This window comes from Coleofasciculus sp. B1-GNL1-01 (genome assembly GCF_040220235.1).
Lineage (GTDB): Bacteria > Cyanobacteriota > Cyanobacteriia > Cyanobacteriales > Coleofasciculaceae > Coleofasciculus.
Genome location: NZ_JAVJTO010000039.1, coordinates 47,434 through 63,844 on the forward strand (window position 1 = coordinate 47,434; position 16,411 = coordinate 63,844).

The window sequence follows — 16,411 nt, forward strand, 5'->3', positions numbered from 1 at the left end:
TATTACTCTCCTGCTGGTTCTAACAAAGCTTCCAAACTTTTATCCCATTCATCAAAGAAACCATCGGGCCAGTAATCAATTCGTCCGTTTCGATCAATCCGTGGGGATATTACTTCGGTGTAAATTTGTCGATCTTTTTCTTTGCGATCAAAATAGTGCAACTGAACATTATTGGGTTTAAGTTTGCCACCATGAACAGCTAAACGAATCCCATTTAAAACATGATCGCTATGAGTTTCTATGACAACTTGAACACCACAACTAGCTGCAAGTGCCAATAATTCACCCATTTTTGATTGCCCTTTAGGATGAAGATGCGCTTCTGGATTTTCCAGTAAAATTAGTGTACCTGGAGGAGATGAAAGTACGGCGACAATAATGGGTAAAGTGTAAGTAATGCCAAAACCAACATTAGTAGCACGGTAAGGATTGCTATCTCCATAGAAATACTGAGAGATCATCAAATCTACATCTAATTTAGGGTCAATTTTAAGACGTGTGCCTGGACTGACTTCTCCCATCCATGCCTCAACTTGATCTATTAAATCAAGTGATTTTTCTCCTTTTTTACCTGTTTGACCTTTAGTGTTTACTTTTGGATGGCTTAATTTCCTGTTGGGAATTTCTTTACGCCCATTCAAAAAAAGGAAATGAGAGGTATATTCACCTCTAGTTCCAAGTTTGCCAAGCTGTCTGACTTGGAAATCAGACATTTCAAAAAAAGGTCTTGAACCAATTCTTTCGGCTTGTAGATAGTGAAAATTTTCATGAAAAAGGCTTGAATCATAAACTTCTTTTTTGACAGGTTCCGAATCAAGGTTTAATACTTCTACTTCTCGATCGTAATTGAAACGCCATATACCATTTTTATTATTATCCAAAACAAGATTAAACTCGATTGGCTCCTTACCTGCTCCCTCGAAAAGCGCATCTTGCCCCGTTCCAATGCAAACCAAATCACCGTTTAGTGCCAAACCTTTTTCTGGTAATAATCCCTGTTGATAAGATTGACGCAGTAGCAGTAGCGATTGAAGAACAGAAGATTTACCCGTACTATTAAGACCAGAAAGTAGGGTTAGCGGCCTAAACTCAAGACGCTGATTAGAAAAAGGCTTGAAATTTATTAAGTGTAACTGACGAATCATGACAATACATCTTGAATTATTTTTTCAACAGTAGTAAATCGATAGTCAACCTTGTTCGCTGCCTGAGAAATAGATGAGTTGAATTCTTTATCATTGTTTATATAGTTACGGAATGAATCAATTATTTCTTGCTTTTTGTTTTTTAATTTTTGGATTTCTTTATCACCTAGTTTTCCAAGATTCACTGACCACACTTCAAATATTGCTTTGTTTAATGGATATTTCCTTTGATTTTTATTAGATAGTTTACGAAAAGCATTTTCGCCGAATATTTCATTTGCAGCTATCATGGCTTTTTTAAATTTATCTTTTATGCTAGCCAATTCTTGATTCGTTAGTTTATTTATTTTAAATAATGCTTCACTTAAAAATTCGTCTCTATTGCCCTCTTCATAATTTTTATAAGATGTCAGTGTATAGGCAAGGAATCCTAAGACAAATTCTCGGTCATCCATCCGGCTTTTTTTAGAGTCACTAAGGTCAACAATTTGCTTGAATTCTTGCATTTTCGCAAGTTCGGCTAAAAACTCAGTTGCTTGACCTGGATTGAGTGCATGGCGTATTTCTTGAGGCGAAAGAGGTGTTCCACCTGTATTAATACGTTTAAATATATTGTATTTTACTTCAGGAGGCGTACCACTTTGAATTAAATAAACAGTTGGTTGTGTTTCAAGAATGCGTCGCTGATATCTGGGTATCAATTGCTCATATCTTTTACCTTCAAGATTATTAAGATACTCTAATCCACTCAGCGTAAGCTTGTTGTCATTTACAAATTCTTTTAGGGCAAATAGCCGCTGCAATCCATCTACAACCAACCAATTATCTTCATCAGTTGCATCAACATAAAAAGCTGGCAATGGAATGCGGATCAATATGGATTCAATGAGTCGGCTTTTGACATCAGGCTTCCATATATCCGCTTGACGCTGAAACTTCGGTGCTAAATTAAGTGCTTTTTGATCAATTCGTCTCAGAAGCTGTTCAATTGTTGGTTGTCTAGTAATAATATTAATTTCATCGGGATCGTAGCGAAAGCTACGTCGTTCATCTTGTTGATCATCATTCTCTGCTTCATCTAATAAAGTGTCTTCATCAAATGATTCTGGTTCTAAGTCTCGGTTATTTAACTCGGTCACAGCGTTGGCTCCTTTTGTTTCATACTCACTCATCCTCTTACTTATAAAATATAGGGTAAAACATTAGAAAATGCTATGTAGCGTTTCTTGCTCAATTGCCCAATTTGAGTGGTAAGGACACAGCCTAAAAGTAGTTTTTCTTATCACTACAGCAAAACTCAAGAGTGATCGCACCCTCTTACCATAACAAATAAACCCCCCGGAATCCGAGGGGTAGGAGAGATCTCAAAGGAGGAGAGATCAAACCTTCGCTTCTTCTTTCACCAACTTATCCCAACCCAAATCCTTGAGGCTGTTATTGCGACGCAGGGGACGAGTGGCTAACTCCAGAATGTCCCGCGCATTGGTAAAGCCATGAATCTGAGCAAATGTAAACTCAACGGACCACTTGGTATTAATTCCTCGCGCTTCTAAGGGATTCGCATGTGCCATTCCGGTAATTACTAAGTCCGGATTCAATTCATAAATTCGCTGAATTTGATTGTAGTTATCCGGTTTCTCGATAATCTTTGGTGTCTGTACTCCCATCTCCTGACAGGTTTTCTCCAGTAGATCCAATTCCGCCTTCTGATACCGCTTATCCATATAGGGAATGCCAATTTCTGGACAAGTCATTCCACAGCGAATTAAGAAACGAGCCAAGGAGATTTCTAATAAGTTATCCCCCATAAAGAAAACTGACTTACCGCGTACTAACTTGACATACTCTTCTAGGTTTTCCCAAATATGCGCTTCCCGTTCATCTAATCCTTTCGGTTCAATTCCAAACACCGAACAAATCTTCTCAATCCAGGCGCGAGTTCCATCGGGACCAATGGGGAACGGTGCGCCAATTAATTTACACTTACGGCGACGCATTAAGGTTGTCGCCGTGCGGCTTAAAAAGGGGTTGACACCTGCGACATAATACCCTTCTTCAATTACGGGAAGTTCAGTATATCGCTTTGCGGGTAACCAACCGGAAACCTTAATTCCTTGCTTCTTCAGTTCCAGAGTAAGGTTTGTCACCACGGGGTCAGGTAACGACCCAAATAATACTAGGGGAGGATGATCCACATACTCTGATTCTTCAGCAGCAAGGTCTTCTTTCTGGCGTCCAAAGTTGAGGAGTTTGGAAATTGCATTCCGTTCTTCTTTTTCGGCTTCTACCTTGGGTGCTTCTTTCGGACATTTGTGCGCCATCGCTGCGAGAACGGTATCTTCTCCTTGAGTAAAAGCATAGTCCAACCCATTCGCCCGCGCTGTCACAATGGGAATCCCAATCTCGCTTTCCAACTTCGGCGCTAACCCTTCCAAATCCATCTTGATGATTTCCGTGGTGCAAGTGCCAATCCAGACAATGACACTGGGGTTGCGATCGCGCTTAATCTGTAAACATAACCGTTTCAGTTCTTCGTAGTCATTTAATTGGGCGGAAATATCTCCTTCTTCCAATTCCGCCATCGCATAACGGGGTTCGGCGAAAATCATCACCCCCATGGCATTTTGCAGGAAATAGCCACAGGTTTTCGTCCCAATCACTAAGAAGAAACTATCTTCAATCTTCTGATAAAGCCAAGCTACACAGCTAATCGGACAAAATGTATGGTAATTTCCCGTTTCGCATTCAAACTCTAGCGATTGGGGATTTTGAAGCGCAGTCATAATTAATTCTCCTCTCCTGGTTTTATCGGGAAGTCTCTACAAGTATCGATATAAGACGTCAACAATCACTGATGGTTAATGGACTCATACCCTTTGGTTGTCTTCATCACAGGTAGGATTCGGGCGGGTTTACTAACGGGGAAGGTTTCGTGCATCCGATAAGAGTAAAACCCGCCCCTACAAATCCATGTATTTTGTCTATGTCGTTGCTGAAACCCAATGGGTATGACAATAACATACGACCAATGACAAAGGACAAATGACCAATTAAACCATCATCAGGTCAAGTTCTTCTTCCTCTGACGTTACCTTGGGTTGTTGAGGATTCAGGTAGAAGTCAGACAGTAAGGAGAACAACTCGCGATCGGGGGCGTCGTTGGGAACCACACCTTCTGGACGTGCCAATACTTGATCGGCAATATTCAGATAGTAATCACACACAGGTGTCAGAGATGGATCAGTTTCTGCCATTTCAAAAATGGTTTTCCCCTTAACCCGCGAAATGCGAATATCTTCAATTAAAGGCAGAATCTCCAACACGGGAATGGGTACAGCTTCAATATATTTATCAATCAGATCCCGCTTCGAGGTACGATTGCCGATTAGCCCAGCTAGGCGTAAGGGGTGGGTACGGGCTTTTTCACGCACAGACGCCGCAATTCGGTTCGCTGCAAATAACGCATCAAAGCCGTTATCGGTAACGATCATGCAGTAGTCGGAATAGTTCAGAGGTGCAGCGAATCCACCGCAAACAACGTCACCGAGAACATCAAATAGAATGACATCGTACTCGTCAAACGCATTAAGTTCCTTGAGTAGCTTCACTGTCTCGCCGACAACATAGCCACCGCAACCTGCACCAGCGGGGGGTCCACCTGCTTCGACGCAATCAACGCCGCCATAGCCTTTATAGATAACGTCTTCGGGCCAAACGTCTTCGTAGTGATAATCCTTTTCCTGAAGCGTATCAATAATCGTGGGAATTAAGAAGCCTGTCAGGGTAAAGGTGCTGTCATGTTTCGGATCACAGCCAATTTGCAACACCTTTTTGCCACGTCTGGCTAACGCTACGGAGATATTACAGCTTGTTGTGGACTTACCAATACCGCCTTTTCCATAAACTGAGAGTTTCACGCTTCGTTGTCTCCTAACGTTTGGATCAAAACTGAAATGTTGTCGTAGCTGTTAAATATGCTGGCATCGAGGCTTGGGCTGAGTCGTCAGCCGTTGCTTGCTGCCTGCTAATCGCATTATTGACATAACTCCCTGAGAAATGAAAGGGGGTTTAGGAATGGGATGGGCTTTAAATCTGAATTAAATCATGCCTAGCAATGGATAAATGGTTTTATCGGTTCAGAGTAACGCTGAAATCAATTTAATCAAATTATTTTAGTTTTGTGTCATAAATTTATATAAATATGAACAAAAGCAAAAAATAGGGTCAATTGACTTCCAGTTTGACTAAGCTGGCGCACGTTAGAGATCTGACTCCAGCTCAACGCTGACGGGAAATGGGGGATATAGATGGGGTTTAGCGCGATCGCATTCCTTCAGCCTGAGACACCCTGATCCCCAAAAACCCTGGATTTACGTCAATTAGAGAACGTGCGATCGCACTTTTGGCGAACTCCGGCAAGATTGTTGTAAATAAAGATTAATTTTTGTGGCAGCGATGACACTCACCGCGATCGCCCATCACTGGCATAGGTTAAAATCTATGGTTGCGATATAAATTTACCTATCCTCAAAAAGTAGAGACGTTGAATGCAACGTATTTTGGTTGCATCCAGATGTAACTCAACCCGCCCCGACCTAGCTAAAATAAGATGGATAGAGTTCCTATAACTTGAGAATTGACAGGGATGAAACCATGAAATTCATTAGTCCTAAAGTCGATTATGCCTTTAAAAAAATATTCGGCTCAGAACAGAGCAAAGACATTTTAATCAGCTTTCTAAACGCGATTATTTATGGAGGCAACAAAACCATTCAATCCTTAACCATTGTCAATCCCTATAATCCGGGGCAGGTCATGAACTTAAAGGATACTTATTTAGATATAAAAGCTGTTTTATCCAATGGTTCAGTCGTTATTATTGAAATGCAGATAGCACGGGTAACGGCTTTTAGCAAACGGATCGTATACAATCTGGCTAAAGCTTATAGTAATCAATTAGGAATCGGAGAAAATTATTTAACATTAAACCCAGTTATCGCTGTAACAATTACAGATTTTGTTCTATTCAATACTAGCCAAGATGTGATCAGTCAGTTTGTTTTCCAGGAAAAAAATCATAAGTTTGAATATCCTGATCCAGAATTGCAGTTAGTTTTCGTCGAACTACCGAAATTCCAAAAAAGCCTATCAGAGTTAACAAGTTTAAGTGATAAATGGATTTACTTCCTGAAAGAAGCGGCTCGTCTAGATAATATTCCTGACAGTTTAGGAGAAGTATCTGAGATAGAACTAGCTTTAAACATTGCCAACCAAGCCAAAATGACCGAAGACGAGTTAGAAGTCGTAGAGCGTCGGGGAATCATGTTGCAAGATGAGAAAGGGCGGATAACCTATGCAGCAGAACAAGGGGAAGCAAAAGGAAGAGAAAAAGGACGCTTGCAAGAAGCGATCGCTCTAGTTATGCGTCTACTTAAAAAGCGTTTTGGAGATGTACCAGAGGCGATAAGTACCAAGGTGGAAAGTTTGCCTTTGCAAGACTTAGAAAATTTAACTGAGGAGATTTTAGATTTAAATCATTTGGAGGATTTGGAACGTTGGTTAGACGAACATTCGCCATCTTAATCAGGTTTACGAGAATCTAGGTAAGCCAATGGGTTCTCTTGGATCTGGGGTGAAAATTGTAGCGGAAAGCTACAAAATAGATTTTGGTAATCACGCAAATGCTTAAATCTATCCTAGAATAATGTTTGTTTATCACCCTAAGTACAATGGCACTGAAATAAGCATTTTTGGATTAACGAAACCTTGATATACCGTAGGGTGGGTTGAGCGAAGTCGAAACCCACCAGCATACCAGTCAGCACCATTCACCCTAAGAATGAGAGAGATCAACCGGAAGTTGCTTTTTGGAGTTAGGGACTTTCAACCGGAAGTAACTCTCGGAACTCCCAATAACCAAGTTCACCTAAGCGGTTGATCAGTTCTACAGCAGTTTGTTTAGCTTGATCATTACTGCTTTCAATAGCAGCAGATAGAATAATCTTCGCCTCCTCGCGATAACCATAGATATGCCAAGCATTTTTGGCTGTTTCGATCTCGATCATAAGACTAAGACACTCGATGACTGACTGTGGTATTTTAGGAGCCAGTGTAGCTAAACGCTCAGATATCAGGAATTCCTCGACTTGAACACCCAGTTTAAGAACTTCTGCAAGCTGCTCAACTGCCCAAGTCTCATTAAACTTCCCAGAATTAAACCACCAGCCAAAGGCAGCAAGTTCATGAGTATGTGAAGCAGGTTCGGTACGTGCTGTATCGAGGCGCTGTTGCCAAAGTAATTGAATTCGATTGAGTATGTCTGGTTCTATCGCCTCTTTCGTCTGATGCAAGCTTCGCCCTACGCATTCAAGAGCGTATCCACAAAGAGCATCAGGTGCTTTTGCGTAAAACTGCGCCAGTAAACCTTCGGGTTCATTGAGATTGATCGTTCCCCGCCAGTAGAGAGTCATTAAGTGCTGAGCGAGACCTTCTTCTGAATGACTCAGTTGTTGGTTTTGATGTTTCGCGGTGTCGATTTTTTCAATTGCATTGTTGTATTCTTGATGCAGTACATCAAAGACATTATTATACACGGAGCAATAGGTAATATAGCTTTCCCAAGCCGAATCCCATAGGTGAGATAAAGCCTCATCTGCTGGAAAAATTTTACTCACATTCTGACTCGCCCAGTCTGAATCAAGTAAAACTAGCCAAGGAAACCACTGACCATATACTGAACGAATTGCCTGTGATGGCTCATAATCTGGATCGAGATGTTCATCAAGTATTTGTCGAACTTCTGGCATTTCATTAAAACCCTGTGCAATTCGCTCGGCACTATCAGGCATTTGCTCAAAATGTCGTCGAATCCAGAGTGCGTAACGTACTACAGTATGCATTGCCGCACCGCGAACTGTATTCAGGGACAGTGTAGTGAAATCCCTATTTGATCTATTTTCCTGCGCTTCGTCTTCAGGAGTCGGGTTTGGATCTTGAGTAAGCCGTTTCAGAATGTTCCAAACATCGCCACGCAGGTTAAAGGGAATTTGCTGCTTCTGTTGATCAGTAAAACCGACTCTCAGCAAATCAGTAACTTCTTTATTGGCTGTACGCCAATAATGATCAAATTCATGATCAATTTTCTCCTGATCACCAGCCTGATGAGATTCTTCCACTAACCAATAGCAGAGACGCAAAACAGATAACCAGGGAAATTCTCTCAATTTGTCGTGTTGGTTAATTAAGGCATTTTCTAATCCACCCAGCAGACTGTATCCATATCTGGGATGTAAATCTTGGAATTGTTCTGCCAACCGTGCATATTTTTCAGGATTTTTTTCAGCAAATCATCTGACAACTGACTCCAATCCTGCATAGGAGGGTTCATCAAATGGGTTATTAGAGTTGGGCTTCCAGGCTTTCAGAAAAGAGATTAGATCGTCGATACTCATAGAGTCCAATTCGGATTCAGTCTTAGGACTCTGAGTACCTAATATTCTGACCTCACCTATTCCACCAAAAACAATTTGGGAAAGTTCAACAGTACCAAATTCTTGAACTAGCTGCTGATATCGCTGTTGCCACTGGGTAGGCAGACTATCTTTAAAGGGCGTTAGCTTGTGTAACTGCCAATATCTCAGCCGTTTCGCTTTTTCTTCTGGATTTTTTAGCAAAGTCCAGTCATGCTCAGGATTTTTAATCCAACTCAGAATCTTATCTTGTTCCTCTTTAGGTAAATCACCAAAATAGTCTTTGGCTAAATGAACATACTCATAATCCTCCCAAACAGTCCTATCACTAAACCGCTTCTGGTCTACTAATCTTTCAATCAAAAGATTACTGTCTGCGTCTGCAAACTTACGAATTAAGTAAAGAGCGATGCGATAAAAAACCCGCCAGTGATACTTTTCCAGCAGATCCACAATTGAACGTAATTTTGATGGGTCGCTGTGGAGGATTGTATCGGCAGCATCTCGGACGGCAATCACTAAAAAATGTCTAACCCCGTAAGGAGAATTTCGAGGATGTTCCTCAATCACAGGTTGCCAGTAAATTGATTTATCTTCCCAAAAGTAAGAGTTGTCTTGTTGTTCTTCTCTTGTTCCAGATGGTCGTGAAAATTCTACTGTATCAGAGAGCAGACTGCAAAGTAGTTTCTTCAATACCTTTTCACCTGCTACTGACACCAATTCTGGCACGTACTTTTCGAGAATCTGTTTATATTGCCAGTGACTAATGCGTGTTTTGGGTTCGGCACGATAATATCTCTGGGTTGCACCTGCATCCTGATTATTCAAGCTAGGTTCTGGCATTAGAGCAAGCAGTGACTTAGCAAGCCCCAGTGCTTTTTCGACTTCATCTCCCTTGGCAAGATGCACCACTAGGGAAGCAACTTGCTCGGAATCAAGATAATAGTCTGACAAATTTAGAGATTCTAACCATTCCTTAACTTTAGGCACTAGCTTGACTGCGATTTCAGGAGGCATTTGAAGTGCCGCCTCTATAAAATCTTCACACATCCTAAAATTATCAGTTTCTATGTTAAGTCCAATGTTTAGAACAGCATCCGGTTCATATTTAGCCATTCGTGCCAAATACCGAGACTCTGACGCAAGTGGATTTTTGAAGAACCCTTTTTTCTGTAGTGGCTCAATCCACTTCGGATTTTCAAGGCGGTTGAAAAAGTAATTTCGTTGCTGAGAATGAATCAGCAAGGCTACAGCTTTATCAACTTGTTCGGGAGTTGATTTGTTCCAGGATGTCATCGAGTTTATCTGTAGTGCTGTAAAAACTTTGGGTGCGGGCGCATTCAATTAGAAACGACTCGAACAGTTCAAACTTAGACTGGAGTTCCTGCTCGTTGCGGTTTGCCTCATCTGTATCAACTTTACCCTTATCATGGGTTTGATCCATGAACCACTTGGTTACATCCCGCCAATGCTTGGCTATGGGATGTAATGCTTCTGGGGAAGATTGCTTCGTCGGAATACATTTTTCAAAAAAAACTATGGCTTTCTCTCTATTGTTAAGACGTACTTGCTGATGTTTTTGAAGCAGTTGTTGGATTGCTAAAAATAGTTTTTGGGGAACAGAGATATCAGGAGAGAGAGGAGGTAAGCTACCTGAACTGTTCATTTGGCTATCTGGAACAGTTTGAGTCAGACTAAATCCACAACCTTGCCAGCTCTCTAAAAGTCTATCTACTTCTTTCGTGTATTCCAGTCTTTTATGACCATTACCACTGGAAATATAATCAGGTAAACGATTACGAATTTCTCTCACAGCATGAGCCACAAAGCGTAATTTACCAGGAATAGGTTGTTCAAACACTAAACAGACTGCACCTTCATAAAGTTGAGCTAGAGGCGGAGCTTGCTCCTGCAACCATTCAAGTATTTTCAGACGAGCATTTGTCCAGTGTGTTGATAGCTCTGGTGGTAAATTATCTAGGTTAGGAGTTGGTTGTTTACGGTTAAGTTCCACAACTGCCTTAAAAAATTAATCCCAATGCTTATTTCTTTAATTATAGTGATGATCAACAGGTCAGTGCCAATAGCACTTTTGATTAACTCCGCGTTCCCGTAAGGTGGGCAATCGCACAGAATGATAGTATGAGCCTTTCCAGGTTAATAACTCTTGCCCACCCTACCTAAAATTGACGGCTTTCAATTCGGTAAGCTGTTATGCATTTAAATTGGGTATTAGTAGCGAGCAAGATGCTCGCACTACAAGGCTTTCGCCGTTATTGATATTAAGGTTTAAATGCCGAACAGCTTAAATTGATATTCTGGCTATACAAGTCAGCAAACTTTAACCGAACTAACGTTTAAACCGTTTACGTCGAGTACGACGCCGCAAGACTTGTGCTAACACAGTAGCGTCCCGTTCAGCTTTGAATAAATCCACCGATCGCGTCGTCAGTAGAAATGCACCCGATGGTTTGTACTGCACCAAAGGTAACTTCGTGATCTGATATTCACAGATGTTAGGAATAATCGCCTGTGTTGACGAATGCTGTACCTGGTGGAGTGTTTTCCAATCCGTATTAACTTGTGACGCGATCGCTTTGAGTTCTAACAACGCCCCTTCTAGTTCTGTCGATAATCGATTGATATGAGACGCTTGAGACTCTAACCGTTTCCAGCCGTCTCTAGTTCGTTGTTGTAGCATCCGCACAGACGATTGAAATTCAAAGGATAAAGGCGGTTGAGACTTTACGGGTTGAGGGGGTGCCTTGATTGCCTTTCGGGGAACTGGGTAAGGGGAACGGTAACGCCTGCGAGGTGGCTTTTTTAAGACGCGAGGGGGTTGACGCTGCATGAACTGGGAACGCAGGAATTGAAGTCCGGCTTGCAGTGTTTTCATGAGGATCACGCTGTAATTTGGTACAAATGTACTATATTGAGCGTGAAATAGCAAGCTCTCCTCAATAAAGAACGCTACAACGAAGAATCCCCCCTTTTACTAGAAAAGAGGGGACTCCCAAGGAATATTTCTTCAAAGATAGAGAGTTCAGTTAGTGCTTCTGTATAGGATTCGCTGGTTGAATAAGTGAGTTGAATTTACCAGCACTTTTATAGTAAGCCCCTAATTAGCGGGTTGACAATAAAAATCGGTCAATTTTACAAAAACTTTATAGATCTCTCGATCAGCTTTATCAGAACTTAATATTTCAGGTCATCTGATATTTACAATGAGGGCGACTAGGGGAACATCCTCAAAGCGAATGTACGTCCCTGCCGCCCTTGTGGTTATGAAAAGAGAAAGGATTACGGTGCTAAAGCGTTTCCGCGTAACAGACTACCAATCGTCTTGGCAGTAATTTTGAGCTGCACTAAAGGATTAGCAGGCACAACCGTTTTGTACAAGTAACTGTCAAACGTGAGTCGCTGCACATCTAGATCTGAACACATTTCCACAAACGCTTCACGAGTCGCATCGGAGCGATAGAAGACCGTTTGCAGAATATCCAGCACCTTGTAGGTGATGCCATACTTCTTATCCCAACGCTTGAGATACAGCTTGAGATCCGCTTCCGTAGGAATGCGAGTTCCGCCATTGGAAGTTTCCACAATGGTTTCGGCGCACATCCGCGCTGATTTTGCCGCAAAGTAAATCCCTTCACCCGACGATTTCGTCACCGTTCCCGCTGCGTCTCCAACTAAAGCCACCCGACCCACGACTCGGCGAGGTCTGGGATGCTCTGGAATTGGGTGTGCCTCAACTTTGATGATTTCACCACCGACAAGTTTCTTGGCGGCACGAGCGCGAATCCCTGCTTGTAGCTTTTTAATTTTGGCTTGGTTCACCTTCATCGTCCCCGTACCAACGGCAACGTGGTCGTATTTGGGGAAAACCCAAGCGTAGAAGTCAGGAGAAACGTCGTTACCTACATACATTTCTGCCAGGTCTTCATAATAGTTCATCATGTCCCCTGGCAGGCGAATCCGCTCTTGGAACGCGATCGCATAATTGTAGTCCCCGGCGTCAATTGCCTTAGCCACGCGGGAATTCGCGCCATCAGCACCAATCACTAGGTCTACTTTCAGGGTTTTTTGTACACCACTGAGACTTCCGTCGGAATGGTCAGCGTAGTGCAGGGTATAGGGTTCTGTATTACTTGTGGGAATATCGAGTTTATGAACAGTGCCATTAATTAAAGTTGCGCCCAGATTGGCAGCGCGGTTCCGCATGAAGCCATCCAGGATTTCCCGGCGGCACATACCAATATATTCGTCTTCGTTTTCTAGGTTGATATCCACCTCTATATTCGATGGCGAGATCATCTTCATCTTTCTGACTCGCCGATCAATAATTTCAGGTGGCAGGTCAAATTCACTAACCATACAGAGCGGAATGGCTCCGCCACAGGGTTTAGCATTGTCTAGCTTACGCTCAAACAAGTAGGTTTCGATTCCAGCTTTTGCTAGAGTCTCTGCGGCAGACGAGCCAGCAGGTCCTGAACCAACAACCGCAACCCTTAGTGCAGGCATTTTTTCTCCCAATCGTTTTCGAGGTACGGATTGCATGGTATCACGGACATTTAGCGATTTCATCCGCAATGTGCGATCGCGGCTCAATTTGAAATACAGCTTAACAATTGTCTTAATAAAGCTTAATATGTTGTCCGTTGTCCTTGGTCTTATATCCCAGGAAAGCTATCTGCATCGTTACAATTAGGACAACTGTTCACTACTTCTACTGATATGTCAGCACCACCCTTGTCACCAAAACCGACAAGACAAATACTGGTATGTCAGCACCGTACTTGCCGCAAACAAGGTGCAGCTAAAGTCTTGGCAGCATTTCAGGCTTTACCTGTTAATGGAGTTACAGTTAGCGGTAGCCGTTGTCTGGGAGAATGTGGCAATGGTCCGATGGTCGTGGTTTTACCTGAAGAAACATGGTACTGTCGAGTTCACCCCGATGAAGTTCCCGCCGTAGTACAACGACATATCAAAGACGGACAACCTGTGAAGGCAATGCTTTATCAGAAGTATCATTGACCTTTGTAGGTTGGGTTGACGAAGGAAACCCAACTCCAAGATCAGCCTGTTGGGTAAATAGCGGTTTCGAGAAGGGCAGAATGAAATAAGGGCGGGTTTTGTTGAAAGGTTATTGGTAGGATACAACAATTAAAGGGTGACATCCTCCTACACGCTCCCCTACGGGTACAGTGTAGGCTTCTTTTGTCGTAGTCTTACGACTACGCTTCCGGCGTTTTATAGTGGGGAATATGCCCAGCCCCACTTTCTTGATGTTAATCGCTGCATTCCAGTCTCTGTCCAGAATTAATCCGCATAAACATTCGTGTATTCGGACAGATAAATCTTTTTCTTGATAACGATTACAGCAAGAACATATCTGGCTTGTATCATGGGGTTTAACTTTCACCACCGACTTACCAGCTTTCGCAGCTAAGTAGCGTGAGAATTGAAAGGAATTGACTCCAGCCAGCATCATTGATCGACTTGTTTAAGCCTGATTTGGCACTCTGACCATTGGGTAAATATTTTCCATTTTCATCCTGCTTGGGTTTGTTTTTCCGGGATAAGTTTCCCGGCTTGATGTCCTCGACAAAGAATACCTGCTCGTCCCGACTCACCAGTTTTGTGGCTGACTCGTAATGAAACTGTTTCCGCTTGCGCTGCAACCTCTGGTGGTGTTTCGATATCTTTTTCGCCAACCTCCGCCGTGATGCTGATTGATGAGGTTTACTATCTTTGCGATTAGCTAGCTTTGCCAGCTTTGACTCAGACTTACGGTAGTGTTGCTGAATTGGCTCTACCTCACCATCTGATGCCGTCCAGAACTTCTCTAGTCCTACATCTAACCCAAGGGAATTCTTTTCCGTTGCTTCTATTTCTGGTGATTTTAGGCTAGGAACGGTCTTGTCCTCTAAGGTTAAGCAGATATACCAACCATCGGCACGACGCGACACCAGTGCCGCTTTAATAGTGAACCCTTCTGGGATTGGGCGATGATAGATAAGCTTAACCTGACCGATTTTGGGCAGGTTTATATAAGCGATATCGCGCCGCGTGTCACCATTTTTGCGCCGATGAGGATTAGGAGCAACACTTAGGCAATCTGGTTTTAATTGGGGAATCGAAAATGTTCGGTATCGCCGCAGCGACTTAAACCGAGGTTTTCCACTTCGCTTACCATTTGAATCACCTGCAACAAAACGATTAAACGCATCCTCTACTCGCTTAATCGCCTCTTGAATTACCTGTGAGTGAACTCCCTTGTATAGGTGCTTAAAAGCTTCCCTTGACCAATGGGTAGCCCGTTTCTGTGAGTAATAGGTTGGCGGGCCTTTAAGTTCTGGTAAATGGGTGACAAAAATTGAGCAAGCATTGACTGGGCGGCGGTTACACTCCCACCAGTTAAACCTTTCCTCTAGCATCAGATTATGTATCCGGCATAGTTTGTGCAGCCAGTTGTTTAGCTGGCAATCCTGTTGTTTGTCCGGCACAATCCGATACTGGTAATTCAACTTAAACCTGTCTTTGCTTCGCTTCAATTTTTATCACCTCCCTTGCATTTTATTATAACACCTGCAAACCCAATAATCAGGTAGAAATAAACTTTTAATACTGGCGATTAATCCCACGCTCAATCAAAGATTAGAGCGTGGGGCTTCTCGCCGGGTTAGCTAAACCCGCCCCTACTGACTCCCCTGGTATTCGTGGGTTAAAAAGGGAACATCCACAACTTCACCCTCAATCTCTCCCACCTTAACCTTAAGCCCAACACCCCCAGCTTTAGTGCGGATATAGGCTAAACCGATGCAACCGTGTTCCGTTGGCGTACAACTGGTTAACTTGCCGACTTTTTCCCCATCCATGGTGATTACGGTTCCCGGTTCCACAGGTGCTGGTAAACGCACTCCCCACAATTGTTGCTTGACGCCTTTGTAAGTATTTAATCGCGCGATCGTTTCCTGACCGATATAACATCCTTTATCAAAGGAAATCGTATTCCACAACCCCGCTTCTAGGGGATTATAATCCTCTGTTAGTTCATAATCAGGAAGCGGACGTCCTTGTTCAATTCGCAACTGTTGCCATACGCGATCGCCCATTGGTGTAGCATTGGCTGTAGTTAAGGTTTGCCATAACTTTGCTGCATCGCTGGTGGGAACAATAAGGGTATATCCGGGGAGTGCTAAACCACTTCCTCTAGCAATTCGCACTTCAATATCATTTAGCGTCAGGTGTTGATGACTAGCATACGCCTCACCAATCGACAACTGCACACCTGCCTTGCTCAAAAGGGTATCACTTTCGGGTCCAACTAGGCTAAAAATAGCACTATCCTGGGAGATATCCGCCAATTCCACCCGATCCATGGGAAAGATATAGCGATCCAGCCATTCGAGTAACTGTTGACGCCGATTGGGAGATACCAACAGTAATACCGCCTCTTCAGTGACGTAAGCGGTTACCAGATCAATAGTACGGGCAGTTGAGGTCACAAAAACTGTATCACATCCCTGTCCCGGTTTCAGGTTCTGGAAATCATTGGTACTTTGATTATGCAAAAAGCGCAGTCTATCCTCATCAGAGATTTTCAGCAATCCCCAATGGGATAAGTCAACTAAAGCCACCCCTTGACGCGCGGCTTGGATGGCGGCTGCATCATTCCCGAAACTGGTTGGCGCTTGCACCTGGGCTGGATCAAAGGTTGCTCCTGCACTACGCTGTATCTCTTGTAAGGTTTGGCTCATACGTCAAATCCTGTGGTTAACCCAATACGGCTTG

At 42.9% G+C, this 16,411-nt stretch carries 14 protein-coding genes; 2 read left to right on the plus strand and 12 right to left on the minus strand.

Features of this window, described 5'->3' with window-relative positions; genetic code table 11:
• Positions 1-2: 2 nt before the first annotated feature.
• The 4 genes from RID53_RS08945 to bchL form a co-directional block, all read right to left on the minus strand.
• Positions 3-1,145 (minus strand): AAA family ATPase, encoded by a 1,143-nt coding sequence (locus RID53_RS08945; protein WP_446387775.1) that lies wholly within the window; start codon positions 1,143-1,145, stop codon positions 3-5.
• Positions 1,142-2,317 carry a DUF262 domain-containing protein gene (locus RID53_RS08950; RefSeq protein ID WP_446387776.1) on the minus strand — a complete coding sequence of 392 codons (1,176 nt, stop codon included), beginning with the start codon at positions 2,315-2,317 and terminating at the stop codon, positions 1,142-1,144. Before RID53_RS08950 ends, RID53_RS08945 begins: the two co-directional genes overlap by 4 nt.
• 207 nt (positions 2,318-2,524) lie before the next feature.
• Positions 2,525-3,928 carry a ferredoxin:protochlorophyllide reductase (ATP-dependent) subunit N gene (locus RID53_RS08955; protein ID WP_446387777.1) on the minus strand — a complete coding sequence of 468 codons (1,404 nt, stop codon included), beginning with the start codon at positions 3,926-3,928 and terminating at the stop codon, positions 2,525-2,527.
• A gap of 267 nt (positions 3,929-4,195) precedes the next feature.
• A complete protein-coding gene (bchL, locus tag RID53_RS08960; protein WP_446387778.1) occupies positions 4,196-5,062 on the minus strand; it encodes a ferredoxin:protochlorophyllide reductase (ATP-dependent) iron-sulfur ATP-binding protein in 867 nt (288 codons plus the stop codon).
• 736 nt (positions 5,063-5,798) lie between these two features.
• Here bchL and RID53_RS08965 point away from each other — a divergent pair.
• Complete coding sequence (locus RID53_RS08965) at positions 5,799-6,728, plus strand: Rpn family recombination-promoting nuclease/putative transposase (protein ID WP_446387779.1); 930 nt, start codon at positions 5,799-5,801, stop codon at positions 6,726-6,728.
• A gap of 290 nt (positions 6,729-7,018) precedes the next feature.
• Here the strand turns inward: RID53_RS08965 and RID53_RS08970 are convergent, their stop codons facing one another.
• From RID53_RS08970 to chlP, 5 genes are all read right to left on the minus strand, one after another.
• Positions 7,019-8,458 (minus strand): hypothetical protein, encoded by a 1,440-nt coding sequence (locus RID53_RS08970; RefSeq protein ID WP_446387780.1) that lies wholly within the window; start codon positions 8,456-8,458, stop codon positions 7,019-7,021.
• 33 nt (positions 8,459-8,491) lie between these two features.
• On the minus strand, positions 8,492-9,910 hold the full coding sequence (locus RID53_RS08975; protein ID WP_446387781.1) for a hypothetical protein: 1,419 nt from the start codon (positions 9,908-9,910) through the stop codon (positions 8,492-8,494).
• Entirely contained in the window at positions 9,873-10,628 is a 756-nt protein-coding gene (locus RID53_RS08980) for a hypothetical protein (RefSeq protein WP_446387782.1), read from the minus strand. The genes RID53_RS08975 and RID53_RS08980 overlap by 38 nt, the downstream gene beginning before the upstream one ends.
• A gap of 336 nt (positions 10,629-10,964) precedes the next feature.
• Positions 10,965-11,510, minus strand: coding sequence for a hypothetical protein (locus RID53_RS08985; RefSeq protein ID WP_446387783.1), 546 nt, complete (start codon positions 11,508-11,510; stop codon positions 10,965-10,967).
• A 404-nt stretch (positions 11,511-11,914) separates the two neighbouring features.
• Entirely contained in the window at positions 11,915-13,138 is a 1,224-nt protein-coding gene (chlP, locus tag RID53_RS08990) for a geranylgeranyl reductase (RefSeq protein WP_446387811.1), read from the minus strand.
• A gap of 213 nt (positions 13,139-13,351) precedes the next feature.
• On the opposite strand from chlP, the gene RID53_RS08995 reads away from it, so the two are divergent.
• Positions 13,352-13,651, plus strand: a complete 300-nt coding sequence (locus tag RID53_RS08995; RefSeq protein ID WP_446387784.1) for a (2Fe-2S) ferredoxin domain-containing protein — start codon at positions 13,352-13,354, stop codon at positions 13,649-13,651.
• 109 nt (positions 13,652-13,760) lie between these two features.
• Here the strand turns inward: RID53_RS08995 and RID53_RS09000 are convergent, their stop codons facing one another.
• From RID53_RS09000 to ygfZ, 3 genes are all read right to left on the minus strand, one after another.
• Complete coding sequence (locus RID53_RS09000) at positions 13,761-14,108, minus strand: zinc ribbon domain-containing protein (protein ID WP_446387785.1); 348 nt, start codon at positions 14,106-14,108, stop codon at positions 13,761-13,763.
• Positions 14,047-15,171: an RNA-guided endonuclease InsQ/TnpB family protein gene (locus tag RID53_RS09005; RefSeq protein ID WP_446387786.1), complete on the minus strand. Its 1,125-nt coding sequence runs from the start codon at positions 15,169-15,171 to the stop codon at positions 14,047-14,049. The genes RID53_RS09000 and RID53_RS09005 overlap by 62 nt, the downstream gene beginning before the upstream one ends.
• A gap of 144 nt (positions 15,172-15,315) precedes the next feature.
• On the minus strand, positions 15,316-16,377 hold the full coding sequence (gene ygfZ, locus RID53_RS09010) for a CAF17-like 4Fe-4S cluster assembly/insertion protein YgfZ (RefSeq protein WP_446387787.1): 1,062 nt from the start codon (positions 16,375-16,377) through the stop codon (positions 15,316-15,318).
• Between the last annotated feature and the right edge of the window lie 34 nt (positions 16,378-16,411).